Source organism: Mesorhizobium sp. M0140 (genome assembly GCF_040322475.1).
Classification (GTDB): Bacteria; Pseudomonadota; Alphaproteobacteria; order Rhizobiales; family Rhizobiaceae; genus Mesorhizobium.
In genome coordinates this window covers 128,142-147,591 of record NZ_JAMYTM010000016.1, presented here as the reverse complement: position 1 = coordinate 147,591, position 19,450 = coordinate 128,142, and the positions used below count along the sequence as shown (strand labels likewise).

The window sequence follows — 19,450 nt, the reverse complement described above, 5'->3', positions numbered from 1 at the left end:
GTCTCTCTCGTCCTGTACCCCCGGGTGGGGGCGCGCGCCGCCGGCCCGCCGCCCGGCCCGCGGGGCGCCGGGGGGGGGCTGCAGCGCTCGGCCTACCCCCACCCCGCTCCGCTTCGCGGATCGACCCTCCCCACAAGGGGGAGGGTGAAGAGGTGCCGGCCTGCCGCGCCAGCCGTTCGGCGAGCTGCTTGGCGGCGGTAGCGCGCGGAGATCTTTCCCCGCGAAAGCGCATCAGCCGTCGCTCCAGATCGGCGCCGTCGCCACCAAGACCCCGTTCGGTGAGCAGCACGGCAAGCATCGCCGCCTCGAAGGCATGGCCGCTCCGGGCTGCCTCGGCAACCATGTGCGCCAACCGCACCGGCAGAGCGAGCTTGCGCATCGCTGCACCCGCCTCCGTCAGGCGCCCCGTCTCGTCGATGGCGTCCAGCGCGCGCAACAGCCCCTTTGCCTCATTAAGGGCCGGAACAGGCGGCGGATCGAGAAAAGCGAGCCCTGCCGGATCGGCAACGCCAAAGGCAGCGCAATCGAGCAGCAGTCCGGACAGATCGGCCTCGAGGATTTCCGGCGGCGTGAAAGTGGGAAGTGCAGCCGTCTGCTCGGCCCGCCACAGCCGGATGGCGACGCCTGGCTGCGTGCGTCCGGCACGGCCGGCGCGCTGGTCGGCGGAAGCCTTGCTGACGCGCACGGTCTCCAACCGGGTGAGGCCGCTGGCCGGCTCATAGCGCGGCAGCCGCGAAAGGCCCGAATCGATGACGACGCGCACGCCGTCTATGGTGATCGAGGTTTCGGCGATCGAGGTGGCCAGCACCACCTTGCGGCGGCCGGCCGGCGGCGGCTTGATCGCCGCGTCCTGCGCCTTGCCGTCGAGCATGCCGTAGAGCGGCACGATGTCGGTTTCAGTGCCGACCTTGCCGGCCAGCCGCTCGGCGGTTCGCTCGATCTCGCGTTGGCCGGGCAGGAAGGCAAGCACGCTGCCGATCTCGTCGGCAAGGGCTGTGCGGATCGCCTTGGCCATCGCGTCCTCGATGGCGATGCCGGCGGGACGCTCGTCATAGCGGATGTCGACAGGGAAGGCGCGACCCTCGCTCTCGATCACCGGCGCGCCCGACATGAGTTTGGCGACACGTGCGCCGTCGAGCGTCGCCGACATCACAGCCAAGCGCAGGTCCGGCCGCAGCGCACCCTGCACGTCGAGCGCCAGTGCGAGCCCAAAATCGCCATCGAGCGAACGCTCGTGGAATTCGTCGAAAATGACAGCCGAAACGCCGGGCAATTCGGGATCGTCGAGGATCATGCGCGCCAGCACGCCTTCGGTGACGACTACGATCCTGGTCTTTGCCGAAATGCGGTTTTCCATGCGCATGGCATAGCCGACGGTGGCGCCAGGTTCCTCACCAAGCAATTCAGCCATCCGGCGGGCGGCGGCGCGGGCGGCGAGGCGGCGCGGTTCAAGCAGGATGATCTTGCCGGCGCCGAGCCAAGGCGCGTCAAGCAGCGCCAGCGGCACCAGCGTCGTCTTGCCGGCGCCCGGCGGCGCCACCAGCACGGCGCTGTTGCCATGGCCGAGCGCTTCCCTCAGCGCCGGCAGCACGGCAGATACAGGAAGCTCCGGCAGGGGTTTTGTGGTCATGGCGCCCGCATATCAGCGGTTGTGGCCACGGCGCAACCAGAGACGGTTCAAAGCCGGGTGCGCGAAAACGGGTTCCAGCGCACGGTGCCCAGCCGCGCTTCCTCCCGCACCATGGTCAACAGGCCGGCGCCGCCAACGACCGCCAGACCAACCAGCGACAGCCCGTCCGGATATTCCTGGAAGAACAACGCGCCGAGGACCACCGCCCAGGCGATCTGCGAATAATGCGTCGGCGCAACGCGGTTGGCGGGCGCGTATTTCATGGCCAGCAGTTGAAGGAATTGTCCACCTGCGGTGAAGGCTCCGGCCATTGCCAGCCACAGCAACTGCTTTCCGCTGGGAACAGTGAAGGCGGTGGCGGCGGCACCGATGCCGTTGAACAGCAGGCCGCAACCGACCAGCACGCCGAGCATGGTGGTGCGCTTTTCCTGCTGCGCCAGCGAGCGCATCAGGATGACGCTGATGGCGGCGAGGAAGGCAACGCCGAAGGCGGCAAGATGGCCGAGATTGAGCTCGCGAAAGCCAGGCCGCACCACCAGCATGACACCGGCAAAACCGGCGACCACCGCCAGCCAGCGCCAGGGGCCGACCTTCTCCTTGAGGATCACCGTGGAGAGGATGGTGACGCAGAGCGGCGCCAGGAAGATCAGCGCATAGGACTCGGCCAGCGGAATGGTGGTGAAGGCGTAGACGCTGAGCACGCCGGAAGCGATACCCGCCCAGGCGCGCGCCTGCACCGCCCATGGCCTTTTGGTGCGCCAGAAATCGCGCCAGCGTTCGCCCGCAGGTCGCGTGAAGAATAGGAAGAAGCCCGCGAACAAGGTTATGAAAAAGCCGATCTCGAAGATCGTGAGCTGACCGCCCAGGCTTTTGACAACGGCATCGCTGCCCGAATAGCTTGCGTAGGCGATCAGGGCGAGCAGGATTCCGTTCGTCACGTTGTTCCAGTTCCGGGGAGAGAGTGATTTGAAAATCCTAGCGCTCGGTGCGCATCCGGACGACATCGAGATCTTCATGTTCGGTACGATGGCCGCCTATGCCGCGCAAGGCGCAGAGCTCACTTTTGCCATGGCCACGGATGGTGCCAGGGGCGGCACGAGTGATCCCGCTGTTCTCGCTCGTGTCCGTCGCGATGAAGCAACGGCCGCGGCTGCGCTGGTAGGCGCAATGCCACGCTTCCTCGACTTCCCGGACGGCGAGTTGGTGGCCGATGCAGCGCTGATCGGAGCTCTGAAAGCACTGATTGGTCAAACCGGCCCGGATCTGGTGATCACGCATGCGCCCAACGACTATCACGCCGACCATCGCGCGCTGTCGGACGGCGTGCGCATCGCGGCGTCTTTCGCCGTCCCGGTGCTGCATGCCGACACGATGGGCGGCACCGGTTTTTCGCCGACGCACTACGTCGACATTTCCGGGTATGCCGACGTCAAAGCTGAGGCGATCCGAATGCATCAGTCGCAGGATCCCGACCGCTTCGTCGACATCGCGCGGACACAGAACGCCTTTCGCGCCGGCCAGTGCAACAGCGCGCAAGGCTCATCGGCCGAAGCGTTCCGTTTCGAACCGTCGTTCCCGTTCGCCGATATCCGCGCGCTGCTGCCGCCGGCGCCGCCAATCCGCAAGGTGATGGTGAGCACCAGAAGGGTGGATTGAAAACCGAGGCTGCCCCACGTCCTGGTCAGAATCGGCCTGAAGAGCTTCGGTAGGCCGACCAGCGACCCGCGCTTTTCCCAAGGTTTTCAGACATCGCCATAAGCATGCTGCGGCGCAGCAACGAATTCGCTTGCCTTGTTTAGTAAAAATTGCATCACTAAACAAATTACTAAACATCCGCAGCGTGACCGCGCCGCCATGTTTGGGCCCCTGAGGAGAGGGGTTGAGGGCTTTTTGAAACCGTCATCCGGGCGCGTTTCGCAAATGGGAGGAAGTCATGAAATCGAGCTTGAAACTGGCGTTGGGACTGACCTCGGCGATCACAGCGTCGACAGCCGTCTCGAATGTCGCGCACGCTGAAGACCTGACGCTGTGCTGGGCCGCTTGGGACCCGGCCAACGCGCTTGTCGAACTGTCCAAGGATTTTACCAAGGAAACCGGCATCGGCATGAAATTCGAGTTCGTGCCGTGGACCAATTATGCAGACCGTTTCCTCAACGAGCTGAATTCGCACGGCAAATTGTGCGACCTGATCATCGGCGACAGCCAGTGGATCGGCGGTTCGGCCGAGAACGGCCACTATGTCAAGCTGAACGACTTCTTCGACAAGGAGAAGATCAGCATGGACGACTTCGTGCCGGCAACCGTCGTCGGCTATTCGGAATGGCCGAAGAACACGCCGAACTACTGGGCGCTGCCAGCCATGGGCGACGTCGTCGGCTGGACCTATCGCAAGGACTGGTTCTCCAAGCCGGAGCTGCAGAAGGAATTCAAGGAGAAGTACGGCTGGGATCTCGGTCCGCCGACCACCTTCGACCAGTTGAAGCAGGTCGCCGAGTTCTTCCAGAAGCGCGAGATTGACGGCAAGACCGTCTACGGCGCCTCGATCTATACCGAGCGCGGCTCGGAAGGCATCACCATGGGCGCCATGGACGTGCTCTACAGCTACGGCTTCCAGTACGAAAACCCGAAGAAGCCCTACGAGATGGAAGGCTTCGTCAACTCCGAGAAGTCGGTGAAGGGCCTGGAATTCTACAAGGCGCTTTATGATTGCTGTACCCCTCCGGGCGCGTCGAACAGCTACATGGGCGAAGGCGTCGATGCCTTCAAATCCGGCCAGGTGGCGATGCACATGAACTTCGCCTTCACATGGCCGGGCCTGCAGAAGGACGAGAATGTCGGCGGCGACAAGATCGGCTACTTCGTCAACCCGAAGGGTCCCGACGGTGAGCAGTTCGCCCAGCTCGGCGGCCAGGGCATCTCGGTAGTGTCCTATTCCGACAAGCAGGAGGCGGCGCTGAAATACATCAAGTGGTTCGCCAACAAGGACGTGCAGGCCAAATGGTGGTCCCTCGGCGGCTATTCCTGCCTCAACGCGGTGGTCAAGGATCCGAAGTTCCCGGCCAGCCAGCCCTACGCGCAGACCTTCCTCGACTCGATGGCCATCGTGAAGGACTTCTGGGCCGAGCCGAGCTACGCACCGCTGCTGCAGGCTTCGCAGAAACGCTTCCATGACTATGTCGTGGCCGGCCAGGGCTCGGCCAAGGATGCGCTCGACGGCCTGGTCAAGGACTGGACGCAGGTCTTCCAGGACGACGGCAAGATGTAACCCCGGCTCCTCCCGAGCTAGGGCCCTAGCGTCCCGTGCCGCCCTTGGCACGGGACGCAGTTCAGATAAATTCCATGACAGAGACGACCAAGTGACCGAAGCAGGACTCACCATGCTCAATCGGACTGCGGAGAACGTTGCCCGGGCGACCCCGGAACCGTTGGCCGGCAAGGTCCGGGGCATCAGCGACAAGGGCCTCGCCTGGCTGTTCATCTCGCCGACAATCCTGTTGCTGCTGGCCATCAACATCTTTCCGCTGTTCTGGGCGATGTATCTGTCGTTCACCAACTACCGGGCCAACCGGCCGAACGAGGTGGTGAAGAATCTCGGCTTCGCCAACTACCAGCGCATCCTCGGCGACAAGGATATCTGGATCGCCATGCAGACGACGGCGCATTTCGTGTTCTGGACCATCCTGTTGCAGACGCTGATCGGCTTCACGCTGGCCTGGCTGATCGACAGGAAGTTTCGCGGCCATGCCTTCTGGACGACGCTGATCCTGGTGCCGATGATGCTGTCGCCGGCGGTGGTCGGCAATTTCTGGCGCTTCCTCTACGAGCCGCAGATCGGCCTGTTCGCCTACGCCATCTCCTTCGTCACGAGGATCCCGCCAACCGATATCCAGATGCTCTCCAACGTGTCGCTGGCGCCGTGGTCGATCATCATCGTCGACACGTGGATGTGGACGCCCTACGTGATGCTGATCTGCCTCGCCGGCTTACGCTCGATCCCCGAATACATCTACGAGGCGGCCGAGGTCGACCGCGCCTCCAACTGGCGGCAGTTCTGGTCGATCACGCTGCCGATGGCGCTGCCCTTCATCATGCTGGCGGTGCTGTTTCGCGGCATCGAGAACTTCAAGATGTTCGACATGGTCAACCTCTTGACCGGCGGTGGGCCGGGCTCGACCACCGAGGTCGCCTCGATCACGCTGAAGCGGCAGGCTTTTGAGAGCTGGCGCACCGGCTACTCCTCGGCCTTCGCCATCATCCTGTTCGTCGCGGTGTTCGGGCTGGCCAACATCTACGTCAAGGCGCTCAACAAGGTGAAGCAGAGATGAGCCTGACCACTGCCCACTCGGTCGTCGCACCGTCCACGAATTCGAAGCGCATCGCCGGCACGATCATCGTGCTCTACGCGCTGATCTCGATCGTGCCGCTGCTGTGGATCTTCGCCACCAGCTTCAAGACGCCGCCGGATTCGATCGCCTATCCGCCCAAGATCCTGTTCCAGCCCAGCCTCGAAGGCTACTGCAATCTGTTCACGACGCGGACGCGGCAGACGCCGGAATACATCAACTCGCTGGGTCCCGCGACGGGCTTCTGCGACGAGACCACGCGCAAGCGCAACATGGTGATCGCCGGCCCGTCCAACTTCCTGCCGCGCTTCGTCAATTCGCTGATCATCGCCTTCGGTTCGACCTTCTGCGCCGTGTTCCTCGGCACGCTGTCTGCCTATGGCTTCTCGCGCTTCAAGGTGCCGCTCGCCGACGACCTTTTGTTCTTCATCCTGTCGACGCGCTTCATGCCGCCGATCGCTGTCGCCATTCCGATCTACCTGATGTACCGCGAGCTTGGCTTGTCGGACACGGCGCTCGGCATGATCCTGCTCTACACGGCAGTCAATGTGTCGCTGGCTGTATGGCTGCTGAAAGGCTTCATCGATGAGATCCCGCGCGAATATGAGGAGGCGGCGATGATCGACGGCTATACGCGGCTGCAGGCCTTCTGGCGCACAGTGCTGCCGCAGGCGACGACCGGCATTGCCGCGACCGCCATCTTCTGCCTGATCTTCGCCTGGAACGAGTATGCGTTCGCGGCACTCCTGACTTCCGGCACCGCGCAGACTGCGCCGCCCTTCATCCCAACCATCATCGGCGAAGGCGGCCAGGACTGGCCGGCGGTAGCGGCCGGCACGACGATCTTCCTGGTGCCGATCCTGGTCTTCACCATCCTGCTTCGCAAACAATTGCTGCGCGGCATCACCTTCGGCGCGGTGCGCAAATGAGCCTGACCAAGCCTGATAAACGCAAATCGCGCTGGCCGGTCTGGGCACGGCGCGGGCTGATGGAAAACATCGCGACGGCGCTGATCGCCATCGGCTTCCTGATGCTATTCCAGCCCTTCGTGCTGTCGCTCTACACCTACTCCTTCATCACCATGCTCGCCGGCACCGTGATGTTCATCATCGTCTCGAAATTCCCGGAATAATCATGGCCGAAATCCGCGTCCAGCACCTGAGAAAGGCCTTCGGCGATTTCGTCGCCGTGCAGGATTCCAACTTCGTTGTCGAGGATGGCGAGTTCTTCGTCATGCTCGGCCCGTCCGGCTGCGGCAAGACGACGACCTTGCGCATGATCGCGGGACTCGAATTGCCGACCGGCGGCCAGATCCTGCTCGGCGGCGACGACGTCACCATGCTGCGGGCCCGCGAGCGCGACATCGCCTTCGTCTTTCAGCTCTTCGCGCTCTATCCGCACATGAATGTGCGCAAGAACATCGGCTTCCCGCTCCTGGCGCAAGGCATGCCTTCGGCCGAAATCCGCACCCGTGTCGAGGAGACGGCGAAGCTGCTGCGCATCGACCATCTGCTCAACAAATCCGTCTCCGGCCTGGCCGGCGGCGACCGCCAGCGCGTCGCGCTCGGCCGCGCCATCGTGCGGCGGCCAAAATGCTTCCTGATGGATGAGCCGCTCGGCACGCTCGACACCGAATTCCGCGATCTGATGGTCCGCGAGCTGCGCGAGCTGCACAACCGCATCCACGCCACGACGGTCTATGTCACGCACGACCAGATGGAAGCGATGTCGATGGCCGACAAGATCGCGGTGATGAACCATGGTGTCATCGAACAATTCGGAAGCCCACGCGAAATCTACGACCGCCCGGCGACCATGTTCGTCGCCGACTTCATCGGCTCGCCGCCGATGAACTTTCTGGGATTTGGCGGCGGACTCGCCAAGGGCGCCAGGGAGATCATCGTGCAAGGTGCAAAGGTGGCGGTGCCGGAGGTGCGCGAGGACATCGCACCGAGCGACATGGCGCTCGGCATCCGCCCGGAGCACATACGCTTCGACGACGCCTCCAAGCTGCGTGGCGCCATCTATGGCACCGAATATCTCGGCACCACGCAGATCGTCGCGGTGGAGACGGCGGACGGCATCATCAAGGCGCGCGTGCCGGCTGAAATCCGGCTCTCGACCGGCGATCATGTCGGCCTGACGCTGAGCAGCGCGCGGCTGTCGCTGTTCGAGAAGGGGTCCGGCCGCGCGGTGAGAACCGCGATCCACGATGTCGCCTCGGAGCGGAGGGCCCAGCATGGCTGAGGTGCACATCAAGAACGTGACCAAGAGTTTCGGCGACCATGTCGCCGTCGACGGCCTCGACCTGCACATAGCAGATGGTGAATTCGTCGTGCTGCTCGGGCCGACCGGGGCCGGCAAGACAACGACGCTGCGGCTCATCGCCGGGTTGGAACGGCCGGATACCGGCACGATCGAGATCGGCGGACACAATGCCACGACACTGTCGCCGGCGGAGCGCGACACGGCTTTTGTGTTCCAACAATATTCGCTCTATCCGCATCTGTCGGTGTTCGACAATCTCGCCTTCCCGCTGCGCTCACCGGCCCGAAAGATGCCGGAAGAGCAGATCCGCCGCCGGGTCGAGGAGGTGGCCAGGATGGTGCGCATCCATCACAAGCTCGCCAATCGCTCGACCAAGCTTTCGGGCGGCGAAATGCAGCGCGTTGCCATCGGCCGGGCGCTGGTGCGCAAGCCCTCGATCTACCTGATGGACGAGCCGCTGTCGTCGCTCGATGCCAAGCTGCGCGGCGATCTCAGGCTCGAGCTGAAGCGCATCCAGACCGAACTCGGCGCCACCATGCTTTATGTCACGCATGATCAGATCGAGGCGATGACCATGGCCGACCGTATCGGCATCCTTGCCGATGGCGTGCTGGTGCAGATCGGTTCGCCGCGCACCATCTATTCCGAGCCGGCAAACCTGCATGTCGCGGCAAGGCTCGGCCAGCCGGCGATCAATCTTCTGCCAACCGGACTGCTGCCTGACGGCGGCGCACCGGCCGGGACCAAGACGATCGGCGCGCGCACCGAACATCTTTCGATCGCGAAGGCCGCGAATGGTCACGCCGACGGCGTTGTCGACTGGGTGGAGCATCTCGGTGATCAGAACCATTTGCATGTGACGGTAGGGACCAAGAAACTGGTGACGCTGACCGATCCCGACACGGATCTGGCGCAGGGCGACAGAGTGGTGATCCGCTACCGGGCGCCGCTGTATTTCGACGCCGATGGACAGCGATTGATGTGAGCGGTTTTCGGTGATTCAGCACCGGTTTTGACTTTGCCAGTACGGGACGAATTCGATGAAGCACTTTTTCAATCGCAGGGAAACGATCGTCACCGAGGCGCTCGACGGCCTGTTACGGACCATTGGCTCCGGCGATCTCGCGCGCCTCGACGGCTATCCCGAGATCAAGGTCATCCTGCGCACCGACTGGGACAGGACGAAAGTCAGCGTCGTCTCCGGCGGCGGGGCCGGGCACGAACCGTCCCATGCCGGCTTCGTCGGCAAGGGCATGCTGACGGCGGCGGTTTCGGGCGAGATCTTTGCCTCGCCAAGCGTCGAGGCGGTGCTGGCAGCGATTCGCGCGGTCACCGGTTCGGCCGGCTGCCTGCTGATCGTCAAGAACTACACCGGCGACCGTCTCAATTTCGGCCTCGCGGCAGAGAAGGCGCGCGCCGAGGGTTTTGCCGTCGAGATGGTGATCGTCGCCGACGACATCGCGCTGCCCGACATTGCCCAGCCGCGCGGCGTTGCCGGCACCTTGTTCGTCCACAAGATATCAGGCCACCTGTCGGAGACCGGGCACGATCTTGCCGATATAGCGGCTGTCGCGCGAGCGGCAGCGAAGGACGTTGTTTCGCTCGGCATGTCGCTGTCGTCCTGCTCGATTCCCGGCCAGCCGCACGAAGACAGGTTCGGCGAGAACGATGGCGAGCTCGGCCTCGGCATCCATGGCGAGCCGGGCGTCGAGCGGATTGCGGTGCAGAGCGCCGACAGGCTGGTGGCGATCATGGCGGCGCGCCTAGCGGCACGGCTTGATCCCAAGGCCGGCCACGCCTTGCTGATCAATAATCTCGGTTCGGTGCCGCCGCTCGAAATGTCCGTTATCGCCAACGCAGTGCTTGCCTCGCCGCTGGCCAAAACCATCAAGCTGGCGATCGGCCCGGGCCCGCTGATGACGGCGCTCAACATGAACGGCTTCTCGCTGTCGCTGATCCGGCTCGACCCCGCGCGCGAGACGGCCTTGCAGGCGCCGGTCGGTCCGCACGCCTGGATGCCGGCAAAGCCGGTTGTGCCGCCTGCCGTGGTGCCGATGGCGAAAGCGGCCGGACAGAGCGCGGCACGCAAGCCCAGCCAGGATGCACGGACCCGCTCTCTTCTCGTCACCATCTGCGAACGACTGATCGCGCTGGAAACCACGTTGAACGGGCTCGACGCCAAGGCGGGCGACGGCGACACGGGCTCGACGGTGGCGACCGGCGCGCGCAGCATCCTCGAGCGGCTTGATGCGCTGCCGCTTGCCGAGCCGGCGGCGACCCTTGGCGCGATGGGCGACATTCTGAGCGCCTCGATGGGCGGCTCCAGCGGCGTGCTGCTGTCGATCTTCTTCACGGCGGCGGCGCAGGCTCTGGATAGCGGCGCGAGCTTGGCCAAGGCGCTGCTTGCCGGCCTTGAGCGGATGACCTTTTATGGCGGCGCAAGGATGGGGGATCGTACAATGGTCGATGCCCTGGAGCCTGCCCTCAGAGCGCTCGATGCCAAGAGCCTGGACGAAGCGGCTATCGCGGCTCGCCATGGTGCCGAGGCCACCGCTGCCATGGACAGGGCAAAATCCGGGCGGTCCGCCTATGTCGGCAGCAAGCTGCAAGGCGTGGCCGACCCCGGCGCCTATGCAGTGGCCGAGGTTTTCGCGGCGGCGGCCGCGCTCCACGAAGCGGCCTGATTCATGCTCCAGTTGTCGAATGAGCGTTCTTTCGATACTGCGGGTGACATGGCGGCATTGAACCTTGCCCGGCTGATCGCGGCCGCTGCGGATACCATTGCCGCTCACGCCGAGGAGTTGACGGCGCTCGACCAGGCGATCGGCGACGGCGACCACGGGCTGAACATGAAGCGCGGCTTCGAGGCCGTGCGCGCCGAAGCCGAAGCATTTTCGGCCAAACCGCTGCCCGATGCCCTGAAGGCGATCGGCACCAAGCTGGTGATGACGGTCGGCGGCGCCTCCGGCCCGCTATTCGGCACCCTGTTCCTGGCGCTCGGCAAGGAGATTTCAGCGGCGCCTAATCGCGCCAATCTGACGGCAGCGTTCGGCAAGGCAATCGAAGCGGTGGCCGCGCGGGGCAAATCGCAGATCGGACAAAAAACCCTGCTCGACGTGCTGCAGCCGGTGCATGACGCGCTGCTGCAGGGAAAGACAGCTCTTGAAATCGCCGATATCGCCGACGCGGCGGCCGAGGCGACCGTGCCTATGAAAGCCTTGCGTGGCCGCGCCTCGTTCCTTGGCGACCGCTCGATCGGCCACATGGATGCCGGTGCACGTTCGACCGCGCTTCTGGTGCGCACGATCGTCGAAACGTTGGAAGGTCAGCCATGAGCAATGTCGGCATCGTCATCGTTTCGCATTCGCCGCTGGTTGCCGAGGGCACGGCCGACATGGTGCGCCAGATGGTGGGCGACGAAGTGCCGCTTGCATGGTGCGGCGGAAACGGCCATGGCGGGCTCGGCACCAATGTCGAGGCGATCATGGGCGCCATCGACAAGGCCTGGTCGGAAGCCGGTGTCGCCATTCTGGTCGATCTCGGCGGTGCCGAGACCAACTCGGAAATGGCGGTGGAGATGATCGGCGAGCCACGCTCGCACAAGATCATCGTCTGCAACGCGCCGATCGTCGAAGGCGCGGTGATGGCGGCGACCGAGGCCTCAGGCGGCGCCTCGCTCAGGGAAGTGGTGGCGACGGCGCACGAATTGTCGCCGTCGTGAGTGAACGGGAAGCTTGAAGACATGTCCGCATCCGCCGAAGCGACCGTTGTCGTCACCCACGAGGTGGGCCTGCACGCGCGTCCTTCGGTGAAGTTCACCAAGCTGGCCAAGACTTTCGCCGCCGAGGTGGAAATAGCGCTGGCCGCCAACGGGCCATGGTTCGACGCCAAGAGCATCGTCAAGGTGATGGCGGCCAAGGCGCCGAAAGGCACGCTGCTGCATATCAGGGCCAGCGGCGACGGCGCCGATGATGCCGTCGATGCGCTGGTCGAGCTGGTGCGCCGCGATTTCGACGAAGGCACGGACCATGTCCGAACCGCTTAGGCTGCAAGGCATTTCGGCCTCGGCCGGCTATGCCGAAGGGCCGCTGTTCGATCTCGACCAGACTGTCGGCTCCTATGTCGGCAAAGAAACGGCCGACGACGAGAAGGCGGCGCTCGAAACCGCAATCGCCATCGCGGCGGGCCGCCTCACCGCATTGATAGACGCGGCTGAAGGCGACGCCGCCGACATCCTCGAGTTCCAGATCGCCATGCTGGAAGATGATGCGCTGAGCAGCCCGGCCTTTGCCGCTATCCACGCCGGCCAGCCGGCCGATCAGGCATGGCGGCAGGCGCTCGACGCCGAAATCGCCGGCTACGATGCTTCCGACCAGGATTACTTTCGCGCACGTGCCGCCGACATACGCGACATCAGGGATCAGGTGCTGCGGGCACTGACCGAGGCTGGTGACGTCCAGGTTCCAGCCGGCGCCATTCTCTGCGGCGAGGACATCGCGCCGACGCGCTTTCTCGAATCCGACTGGAGCAGCGGCGGCGGCATCGCGCTGAAGGCGGGCAGCACAGCCAGCCACGTCGCCATGCTGGCGCGCTCGCGCGGCGTGCCCATGATAGTCGGGCTTGGTGCTTTGCCGGCTCACTTTGCCGGCATTGCACTGCTCGATGCCGAACATGGCGGCATCGTGCTGTTGCCGTCCAAGGCTGAAATCGACGCCTTCCGCCAATTGTCTTCGTCGTTCACGGTGCGCCGCGACCAAGCCGGGACTTTCCTGGCGCGGCCGGCGGCGACCAGGACCGGCACGCCGGTACGCGTGCAGGTCAACATCGCCGACCCGTCCGAAGTCGACGGCATCGACATCGCCACCTGCGACGGTGTCGGCCTGATGCGCACCGAATTCCTGTTCGGCAAGTCGCTGCCGGATGAGGAGACGCAGTATCGCGCCTACCGCAAGGTGCTGGAGTGGGCCGGCGACAAGCCGGTGACGATCCGCACCGTCGATGCCGGCGGCGACAAGCCGGTGCCAGGCTTCACGGTCGACGAGAGCAATCCGTTCCTCGGCCAACGCGGAATCAGGCTGTCGCTGGCAAGACCGGAGGTGTTTCGTGTACAGATCCGTGCGCTGCTGCGCGCCGCCGTGCATGGCAGTCTGAAAGTGATGTTCCCGATGATCGCCATTGTTGAGGAATACAGGCAGGCAGCGGCGATGTTCGCCGAGGAGCAGGCGGTGCTTGCCACGCGCGGCATCGCGCACAAGATGCCGCCGCTTGGCATCATGGTCGAGGTGCCTTCGGTGGCGATCGTGCCGGAAGCCTTTACTGATGCCGCCTTCTTCTCGATCGGCTCCAATGACCTCACCCAGTATGTCATGGCGGCTGCCCGCGATAACGCTGCCGTGGCGCATCTCAATTCGGTCCGTCATCCAGCCGTGCTGCGGCTGATCGCTGCCGTGACCGCGTTTGGCGAACGAGAAAAAATACCGGTCAGCCTGTGCGGCGATGCCGGCGGCGATCCCGCCTCGATACCGTCACTGCTCGAGGCCGGCCTGCGCGATCTTTCCGTCGCTCCGGCGCAACTCGCCATGGCCAAGGCAGCCATCGCGGACGTTTCTGTCTAGGCGCGGCTGGCATGGTCGACATCAAACCCGAACCTGGCTCCGAGGAGGCGATCCGCGCCTACAAGACGATCCTGTCGCACGTCATCGACCAGCGCCCATCCGGCATGCGCCAGCGCCTTGCCGATGCGCTCGGCAAGCACCGCAGCTTCGTCACGCAGATTTCCAGCCCGGCCTATTCGATCCCGATTCCGTCAAAACATTTGCCGGCTATATTTTCGGTGTGCCATTTCAGCCCGGCCGAGCGTGACCAGTTTCTCGCCGCCTACCATCAGGCGCATCCGGGAAAAATGTCGATCGCATCAGGCATGCGCAAGACGCGGCATGTCTCGCTGATCGTGCCGGATTTCGGCGACGACAAGCAGAACGCCGCGCTCGACAAAGCGGTAAACGACTTCATCCAGAAGATCACCAGCATCACTGGCAAGGGTAGCTGATCGAACGCTTTGTTTTACGCAATTCCGGAAAAAACGCGACACACTTTTCCTGGAATTGTTTGGAAGGCCTATTTCCGGAGGAGACGATCGTGAAGAAGTTCATGAACTCGGTGGACACGGTGCTGACCGAGAGCCTCGACGGATTCGTGGCCGCCCATGCCGACATCCTGGTGCTTGGCGACGCGCACAAATTCATCCGGCGCAAGACCTTGCGGCCGGGCAAGGTGGCGCTGATCTCGGGCGGCGGCTCCGGCCACGAGCCGCTGCATGGCGGCTTTGTCGGTCACGGCATGCTGGACGCCGCCTGCCCCGGCCAGGTGTTCACCTCGCCGACACCGGACCAGATGCTGGCGGCGGCGCAAGCCGTCGACACCGGCGCCGGCTGCCTGTTCATCGTCAAGAACTATGAGGGCGACGTGATGAACTTCGACATGGCGGCCGAGATGTCGGAAGGCGTCCAGCAGATCGTGACCAATGACGATGTCGCCGTCGAGAATTCTTCTTATACGACGGGCCGGCGTGGCGTCGCCGGCACGCTGGTGGTGGAAAAGATCGTCGGCGCGGCGGCCGAACATGGCCTGGCGCTGGCGCCGTTGAAGGCGCTGGGCGACCGCGTCAACACGGCAACCCGCTCGATGGGCGTGGCGCTGACCAGTTGCACGGTGCCGGCGGCGGGCAAGCCGACTTTCGGCATCGGCGACGGCGAGATGGAATTCGGCGTCGGCATCCATGGCGAGCCCGGTCGCCGGCGCGACACGTTGAAAAGCGCCGATGCGATCGCGCAGGAGATTTGTGCCGCGATCCTGGGCGATCTCGGCGACAAGGCGAAAGGCCCGGCGCTGCTGTTCGTCAACGGCTTCGGCGGCACGCCGCTGATGGAACTCTATCTGATGTACAACAGCGCACGGCTGATCTTCGAGAAGCGTGGCGTGACGGTGGCCCGTTCGCTGGTCGGCTGCTACGTCACTTCGCTCGACATGGCCGGCTGCTCGATCACGCTGACCATGCTCGACGACGAGACGACCGGATTTTGGGATGCGCCGGTACACACGGCAGCGCTGCGCTGGGGTATGTAAAGCTGGCTTCCACCCTGCTTTTCTGCAACATCTTTCCCTTCAATCGCAACATTGTCCGGGTTGATGCTGCCACCGCTTACCCCTGCCGAAGAAAAGCTGCTGCTGCGCTACGCAGATCCGGAAGCGCCGACTGTCGACGTCGATAATTTGTCGGCAAAGACGCTGATGTCGCTGCTCGACAACGCCGAATTCCATGGCGTCCTGCCGATCATGCTGCGCAAGCTCAGCGGCGACGCGCAACTGCCATCGGATCAGGAGTTGGGAGACAAACTGGAGGACCTGCGCCAGAAAGCGACGATCGCCACCGGCCAGTCGATGCTGTTGAAGTATCATGGCGACCGCATCATGAAGGGACTGGCGGCGGACAATATTCCGGCGCGGATCGTCAAGGGGCCGGCCTTCGCGCGAAAGCTCTACCGCAACGTCGCCGACAGGCCGTTCACCGATATCGACATCCTCGTCGAACCCGCCAATCTGGCCAGGGCAAACCGGGTGATCGCGGCATGCGGCTTCGAGCTTGGCAGCAACGAGGCCGAATCCTACGAATTGCAGGAATTCAAATGGCTCGAAAAGGAGAATTCCAGCCTGCTGGTCGAACTGCATGGCGACCTCGTGCATGACACCGGCATGCGGCGGCGCCTGTCGCTGGGTTTCCCAGAATTGCGCGCCATTGACGGCGACGCGACCGACACGCCGGCGGCTCTTCTGACGATCGCCATCGTTCACGCCGCCGGCGGCCACAAATTCCACCGGCTGCAGCTTTGCGTCGACGTGCTGCAAGGGGTGCGGGCGCTGCAGTCGCCGGAAGCGGAAACATGCCTGTTCGATGCTGCCCGCATGACCGGCATCGAACTCGAACTGGCTGTTGTGCTCGATGTGACGGGCCAATTGTTCAAGGAGAGCCGAGCGCTTGAACTCGCCGCCCGGATCAAGCCCGATCTCTCGATACGGCTGGCCAAGCGGTTGATCACCACGAATACGCTGCTCGGCGTCAATTCCAGGGACAGACTGGGCTCGCGCCTGCGCCGCGACGCCTTCCGGTGGATCCAGAGATTGGCCAAGGCCAGGCCGCAAGTAGCCTGACTTGACGTCAATCCAGGGTGGCGCTGATCAGCGCCGCAGCGTCAGCCGGGCGCGCGCCCACCTCCAGCCGGAAGGTCGGCACCGCATTGACCAGCCCGCCGATGGTCGCCAGCCGGCGCTTCTGCATGGGCAGCAGCCCGGTCATGCCCGTGCGGACATTGTCCACTGCCAGCGCCACCATTGCGTCGGTCCCGGCCATGGCGACGAGCCGGGTCTGGCTGTCGGCGGAACGCGCCAGGTGCAGGAGGGCCGCCACCGGCCGGGCGGTCGCGTTTTCGACCCGAACGATCCCACTCAGCCTTTCAAGCGGGACGGGCTGTTCGCTGTTGCGATCCCACGTCTGGCCAAGGCATCGCGCCACCTGCGGGATCATTTCGGCAGTCTTCTGGTGGATTTTTACGGCGCGCGGCAAGCCCCAGGCGACGACCTTGCCAGAAGCGACATTCAGGATCATGGCGTCGTCGGAGCAGAGGCCAAAGCCCTGTGTTGCCAGCGCGAGCGACGTCGTGGTCTTGCCGGTGCCGCTCGGAGCATGGATCAGCACCACCGCATCGCTGTCCGGCAACGTCAAGCCGGCAGTGTGCAGCATATGCTGGCCACCGGCGTCGAGCGCGGCGTCGAGCACCAGCATTGCCGGTGTCCACGCGGCTTTCGCGCCAGGGCGGATCCGGAGTTCGGCCCAGCCCGCCACGCCATTGATGGCAACGGTCTGACGCTCGGGAAAGACCAGATGGATGATACCACCATCCTCGATCATCCGGCAGTGACCATCCTCCGGCACCTCGCCATCGAAGACGAGGGATCCGTTGGGTGCCTCGTCCAAGGTGACTGTCTCGGCGATCTCGAGACGAAAGTCCGGCTCGACGGGTTCCGCGATACGCAGGCTGCCCAGCATCCGGTCGAAATCCTGCCACAGCTCGGGGCGCTCGGCCGATATGCCAAGGATCAGGCCGTTGAGGCCATAGCAGGCTGAAGGTCTGGTCAAGCGGGGCGCGCCTTTACGGCATCGGCATGATGACGATAGATTTCGACCATGCCGGGAAGCTTGTCGCTGACCACCGGCCTGCCATCGAGGCAGACCCAGCAATGCGCTGCCAGGCGCTGCGCTTGCATCGACTGCGGATCGACGCCGAAGCGCAGGTCCGGATCGAAACCGGCTAGGCGCAGGAAACGATGACCTAGCAGACCCTCCCTCAGGCACCTGCGGTCACGCATCAGCCAGGGATGGCGGACGGCGCGGTTGACACTCGCGACGATGTAGGCGGACGGCAGACCGCGATAGGGCGTCGACGAGGCGAGCGGCGCCCATTTGAGCACCTCCTCGAAGCTCCGGTTGGTGACAAGGACCGGCATCAGCCGCGCGCTTGCCCAGAGATGGCAGCGAAACAGAGCGCGCAGGAGCGGGCCGTCAGCCATCAAGCACCTGGCGCGGCGAGGATACCTTCAGAGATCAGATCCGTGGCCAGTGCCGCCATGTCCTGATCGAGCGTCCCCTTGTCAACCTCGAACTCCTCGCAAAGCAGGTCGACGATCTGGTCGAGGTTGCGCGCGCCGTCCACCTTGTCGAGAAAGGCTTCGGTCGTGCCGTTGCATGTATAAAGCTGGCCGCTGCGCGCCAAAAGCACGACTGCGCCATCGCCCACATGCTGCACGGAGGCATCCTCGGCTAGCCGCAGAACGGTTCCAGAGACTATTTCCACCACGCCCCTCCAAGCCACGCTCATCCCGGAAATCAGATAGCGCGGAGGTGGAGCGCTGTCTATCAGCCGATCATGGGAGCCCAGTGCACCGGACCAACGGCTTTGCTGACAGATTCTCCGCCCCAGTCGCGTTAGAACCTGCTCGGTTGCGTCTTCCCGGCCGCATTCGTCCCAGAAATAGTCATCGGTGAAATGTGACAAGCAGCGGGCCGGCCGGCAGCGGACGTTGCATTTCTTCCCCTAAGTAAGATAAAACCTGTCCGGGTATTGGGGAGATAGCGTATGCGTTACAATTGGGAGCGAGCTCCGACGAGCTTCGAACGTCACAGAAAAGCGCTGGCTACAGCCATTTTGATCGCTGGCGGCATTGGCTTCATGCTTGTGGCCCTGCCGATCTAGAAACAACCTTCAGACACAGCGGCTGCCGGCGCCTGGGCGCAACCTCTCAGCGTGGCTGCCCGGTCACCGCGAGGAAGCGACGATCGCGCCCCTCGAAACCCTGGCTGAAACGCTGGACCAGCACGACGATCACCGCCGGCTTGCCGGCCGGGGTGAATTGGTAGGATTCCGACAGGCTGTAGGAGGTCGGGCAGTTTCTTGAGCCCGGCACGGTCTTGTCCTCGTGCAGGATCTTGATCGGCTTGCCATCCTGGCCTTGGAGCGTCAGCCGGAAGCCGAGCGCCTTGCCTGCCTTCTCACCTTGAAGTGGCTTTTCCCCTTGAAGTGCCTGGTCGCCTTGCTGCGTCGCATCGAAACTCGCCGAACAATCGGTCGCGCTGGCCGCCAGGATTTCGTCGAGCTGGATGGTCGAAATGCCTGTTTCGCCATGGAGCGGCGCCAGCCATTTCCGCGACACCTGTTCGAGGCGGGAGATGTCGTTGTAGGCAACCATTTCGCCCGGGAAGGTAAACTTGTCGGAAGCGGCCTGCTCGGCCACAGATGTGATCGCATATTGGGCGAGAACGGGCGCTGCCTGAGCGGCGGCCTGCGCCCCCGCCTGCTCCAGGGTCAGTGTCGCTTCCTCCGTCTCGTCGACGACGAGGATCGGCTTGCCGCCAACCACCTGATCCGTACGGGTATCGATGATATCGATCTGCGACCAGCCGGAGTCCGAGACACCGGCGTCGAGCGTTCCATATTGCTCGAAGGCGAAATAAGCGCCATCCGGCGAAAAGCCGATGATGTGCCGTGCCGCGGCATCGCCGGCTTCAGCGGTTCCGGTGGACATAGCAAGTAGGGCGCCCGTGACCGATGATTGCGCAAAGCGCCCGATGAACCGCACAGCAGCAAACATCACCAAC

21 protein-coding genes are annotated in these 19,450 nt (G+C 64.0%); 15 read left to right on the top strand and 6 right to left on the bottom strand.

What is annotated here, in order from left to right:
• On the bottom strand, positions 1-1,630 hold a 1,630-nt coding region (hrpB, locus tag NKJ37_RS18015), incomplete at its 3' end, for an ATP-dependent helicase HrpB (RefSeq protein WP_352774516.1).
• Positions 1,631-1,677: 47 nt separating this feature from the next.
• The gene (locus tag NKJ37_RS18010) at positions 1,678-2,568 is read right to left on the bottom strand and encodes a DMT family transporter (RefSeq protein WP_023811623.1); all 891 of its coding nucleotides are present in this window, start codon (positions 2,566-2,568) and stop codon (positions 1,678-1,680) included.
• Between the two features lie 28 nt (positions 2,569-2,596).
• Between NKJ37_RS18010 and NKJ37_RS18005 the strand changes: the two genes are divergently transcribed.
• From NKJ37_RS18005 to NKJ37_RS17935, 15 genes are all read left to right on the top strand, one after another.
• A complete protein-coding gene (locus tag NKJ37_RS18005) occupies positions 2,597-3,286 on the top strand; it encodes a PIG-L deacetylase family protein (protein ID WP_023811622.1) in 690 nt (229 codons plus the stop codon).
• A gap of 277 nt (positions 3,287-3,563) precedes the next feature.
• A complete protein-coding gene (locus NKJ37_RS18000) occupies positions 3,564-4,895 on the top strand; it encodes an ABC transporter substrate-binding protein (protein WP_352774514.1) in 1,332 nt (443 codons plus the stop codon).
• A 112-nt stretch (positions 4,896-5,007) separates the two neighbouring features.
• Positions 5,008-5,955, top strand: coding sequence for a carbohydrate ABC transporter permease (locus NKJ37_RS17995; protein WP_502902000.1), 948 nt, complete (start codon positions 5,008-5,010; stop codon positions 5,953-5,955).
• Positions 5,952-6,902, top strand: a complete 951-nt coding sequence (locus NKJ37_RS17990) for a carbohydrate ABC transporter permease (RefSeq protein WP_023811619.1) — start codon at positions 5,952-5,954, stop codon at positions 6,900-6,902. Before NKJ37_RS17995 ends, NKJ37_RS17990 begins: the two co-directional genes overlap by 4 nt.
• On the top strand, positions 6,899-7,105 hold the full coding sequence (locus tag NKJ37_RS17985) for a hypothetical protein (protein ID WP_352439744.1): 207 nt from the start codon (positions 6,899-6,901) through the stop codon (positions 7,103-7,105). Before NKJ37_RS17990 ends, NKJ37_RS17985 begins: the two co-directional genes overlap by 4 nt.
• A 2-nt stretch (positions 7,106-7,107) precedes the next feature.
• Positions 7,108-8,220, top strand: a complete 1,113-nt coding sequence (locus tag NKJ37_RS17980) for an ABC transporter ATP-binding protein (RefSeq protein WP_023811617.1) — start codon at positions 7,108-7,110, stop codon at positions 8,218-8,220.
• Positions 8,213-9,226, top strand: a complete 1,014-nt coding sequence (locus NKJ37_RS17975) for an ABC transporter ATP-binding protein (RefSeq protein WP_023811616.1) — start codon at positions 8,213-8,215, stop codon at positions 9,224-9,226. The genes NKJ37_RS17980 and NKJ37_RS17975 overlap by 8 nt, the downstream gene beginning before the upstream one ends.
• Positions 9,227-9,281: 55 nt before the next feature.
• Positions 9,282-10,925: a dihydroxyacetone kinase subunit DhaK gene (locus NKJ37_RS17970; RefSeq protein WP_023811615.1), complete on the top strand. Its 1,644-nt coding sequence runs from the start codon at positions 9,282-9,284 to the stop codon at positions 10,923-10,925.
• 48 nt (positions 10,926-10,973) lie between these two features.
• Entirely contained in the window at positions 10,974-11,576 is a 603-nt protein-coding gene (gene dhaL / locus NKJ37_RS17965) for a dihydroxyacetone kinase subunit DhaL (protein ID WP_023811614.1), read from the top strand.
• Positions 11,573-11,962 carry a dihydroxyacetone kinase phosphoryl donor subunit DhaM gene (dhaM, locus tag NKJ37_RS17960; protein ID WP_013528085.1) on the top strand — a complete coding sequence of 130 codons (390 nt, stop codon included), beginning with the start codon at positions 11,573-11,575 and terminating at the stop codon, positions 11,960-11,962. The genes dhaL and dhaM overlap by 4 nt, the downstream gene beginning before the upstream one ends.
• A gap of 21 nt (positions 11,963-11,983) precedes the next feature.
• On the top strand, positions 11,984-12,286 hold the full coding sequence (locus NKJ37_RS17955) for an HPr family phosphocarrier protein (protein ID WP_023811613.1): 303 nt from the start codon (positions 11,984-11,986) through the stop codon (positions 12,284-12,286).
• Entirely contained in the window at positions 12,270-13,856 is a 1,587-nt protein-coding gene (gene ptsP / locus NKJ37_RS17950; RefSeq protein WP_128302875.1) for a phosphoenolpyruvate--protein phosphotransferase, read from the top strand. Before NKJ37_RS17955 ends, ptsP begins: the two co-directional genes overlap by 17 nt.
• An 11-nt stretch (positions 13,857-13,867) precedes the next feature.
• Positions 13,868-14,290 carry a hypothetical protein gene (locus tag NKJ37_RS17945; RefSeq protein WP_128302874.1) on the top strand — a complete coding sequence of 141 codons (423 nt, stop codon included), beginning with the start codon at positions 13,868-13,870 and terminating at the stop codon, positions 14,288-14,290.
• 89 nt (positions 14,291-14,379) lie between these two features.
• Positions 14,380-15,366 carry a dihydroxyacetone kinase subunit DhaK gene (dhaK, locus tag NKJ37_RS17940; protein ID WP_128302873.1) on the top strand — a complete coding sequence of 329 codons (987 nt, stop codon included), beginning with the start codon at positions 14,380-14,382 and terminating at the stop codon, positions 15,364-15,366.
• Positions 15,367-15,429: 63 nt separating this feature from the next.
• Positions 15,430-16,449 carry a nucleotidyltransferase family protein gene (locus NKJ37_RS17935; protein ID WP_023811609.1) on the top strand — a complete coding sequence of 340 codons (1,020 nt, stop codon included), beginning with the start codon at positions 15,430-15,432 and terminating at the stop codon, positions 16,447-16,449.
• A 7-nt stretch (positions 16,450-16,456) separates the two neighbouring features.
• On the opposite strand, the gene NKJ37_RS17930 is transcribed toward NKJ37_RS17935, so the two are convergent.
• From NKJ37_RS17930 to NKJ37_RS17915, 4 genes are all read right to left on the bottom strand, one after another.
• Positions 16,457-17,434, bottom strand: coding sequence for a phosphoenolpyruvate carboxykinase (ATP) (locus tag NKJ37_RS17930; RefSeq protein ID WP_023811608.1), 978 nt, complete (start codon positions 17,432-17,434; stop codon positions 16,457-16,459).
• On the bottom strand, positions 17,431-17,865 hold the full coding sequence (locus NKJ37_RS17925) for a lasso peptide biosynthesis B2 protein (protein ID WP_023811607.1): 435 nt from the start codon (positions 17,863-17,865) through the stop codon (positions 17,431-17,433). Before NKJ37_RS17925 ends, NKJ37_RS17930 begins: the two co-directional genes overlap by 4 nt.
• On the bottom strand, positions 17,865-18,350 hold the full coding sequence (locus tag NKJ37_RS17920) for a PqqD family protein (RefSeq protein ID WP_245273226.1): 486 nt from the start codon (positions 18,348-18,350) through the stop codon (positions 17,865-17,867). Before NKJ37_RS17920 ends, NKJ37_RS17925 begins: the two co-directional genes overlap by 1 nt.
• A gap of 244 nt (positions 18,351-18,594) precedes the next feature.
• On the bottom strand, positions 18,595-19,377 hold the full coding sequence (locus NKJ37_RS17915; RefSeq protein ID WP_352774509.1) for a DUF2259 domain-containing protein: 783 nt from the start codon (positions 19,375-19,377) through the stop codon (positions 18,595-18,597).
• Between the last annotated feature and the right edge of the window lie 73 nt (positions 19,378-19,450).

Bases quoted from the DNA above. Each gene is read 5' to 3' on its own strand.
- NKJ37_RS17935 (WP_023811609.1), top strand. From the start codon at position 15,430: ATGCTGCCACCGCTTACCCCTGCCGAAGAAAAGCTGCTGCTGCGCTAC.
- ptsP (WP_128302875.1), top strand. From the start codon at position 12,270: ATGTCCGAACCGCTTAGGCTGCAAGGCATTTCGGCCTCGGCCGGCTAT.
- NKJ37_RS17945 (WP_128302874.1), top strand. From the start codon at position 13,868: ATGGTCGACATCAAACCCGAACCTGGCTCCGAGGAGGCGATCCGCGCC.
- NKJ37_RS17915 (WP_352774509.1), bottom strand. From the start codon at position 19,377: ATGTCCACCGGAACCGCTGAAGCCGGCGATGCCGCGGCACGGCACATC.
- NKJ37_RS17990 (WP_023811619.1), top strand. From the start codon at position 5,952: ATGAGCCTGACCACTGCCCACTCGGTCGTCGCACCGTCCACGAATTCG.
- dhaM (WP_013528085.1), top strand. From the start codon at position 11,573: ATGAGCAATGTCGGCATCGTCATCGTTTCGCATTCGCCGCTGGTTGCC.
- NKJ37_RS17970 (WP_023811615.1), top strand. From the start codon at position 9,282: ATGAAGCACTTTTTCAATCGCAGGGAAACGATCGTCACCGAGGCGCTC.
- NKJ37_RS17955 (WP_023811613.1), top strand. From the start codon at position 11,984: ATGTCCGCATCCGCCGAAGCGACCGTTGTCGTCACCCACGAGGTGGGC.
- NKJ37_RS18000 (WP_352774514.1), top strand. From the start codon at position 3,564: ATGAAATCGAGCTTGAAACTGGCGTTGGGACTGACCTCGGCGATCACA.
- NKJ37_RS17995 (WP_502902000.1), top strand. From the start codon at position 5,008: ATGCTCAATCGGACTGCGGAGAACGTTGCCCGGGCGACCCCGGAACCG.
- NKJ37_RS17985 (WP_352439744.1), top strand. From the start codon at position 6,899: ATGAGCCTGACCAAGCCTGATAAACGCAAATCGCGCTGGCCGGTCTGG.
- NKJ37_RS17925 (WP_023811607.1), bottom strand. From the start codon at position 17,865: ATGGCTGACGGCCCGCTCCTGCGCGCTCTGTTTCGCTGCCATCTCTGG.
- dhaL (WP_023811614.1), top strand. From the start codon at position 10,974: ATGGCGGCATTGAACCTTGCCCGGCTGATCGCGGCCGCTGCGGATACC.
- NKJ37_RS17975 (WP_023811616.1), top strand. From the start codon at position 8,213: ATGGCTGAGGTGCACATCAAGAACGTGACCAAGAGTTTCGGCGACCAT.
- NKJ37_RS17980 (WP_023811617.1), top strand. From the start codon at position 7,108: ATGGCCGAAATCCGCGTCCAGCACCTGAGAAAGGCCTTCGGCGATTTC.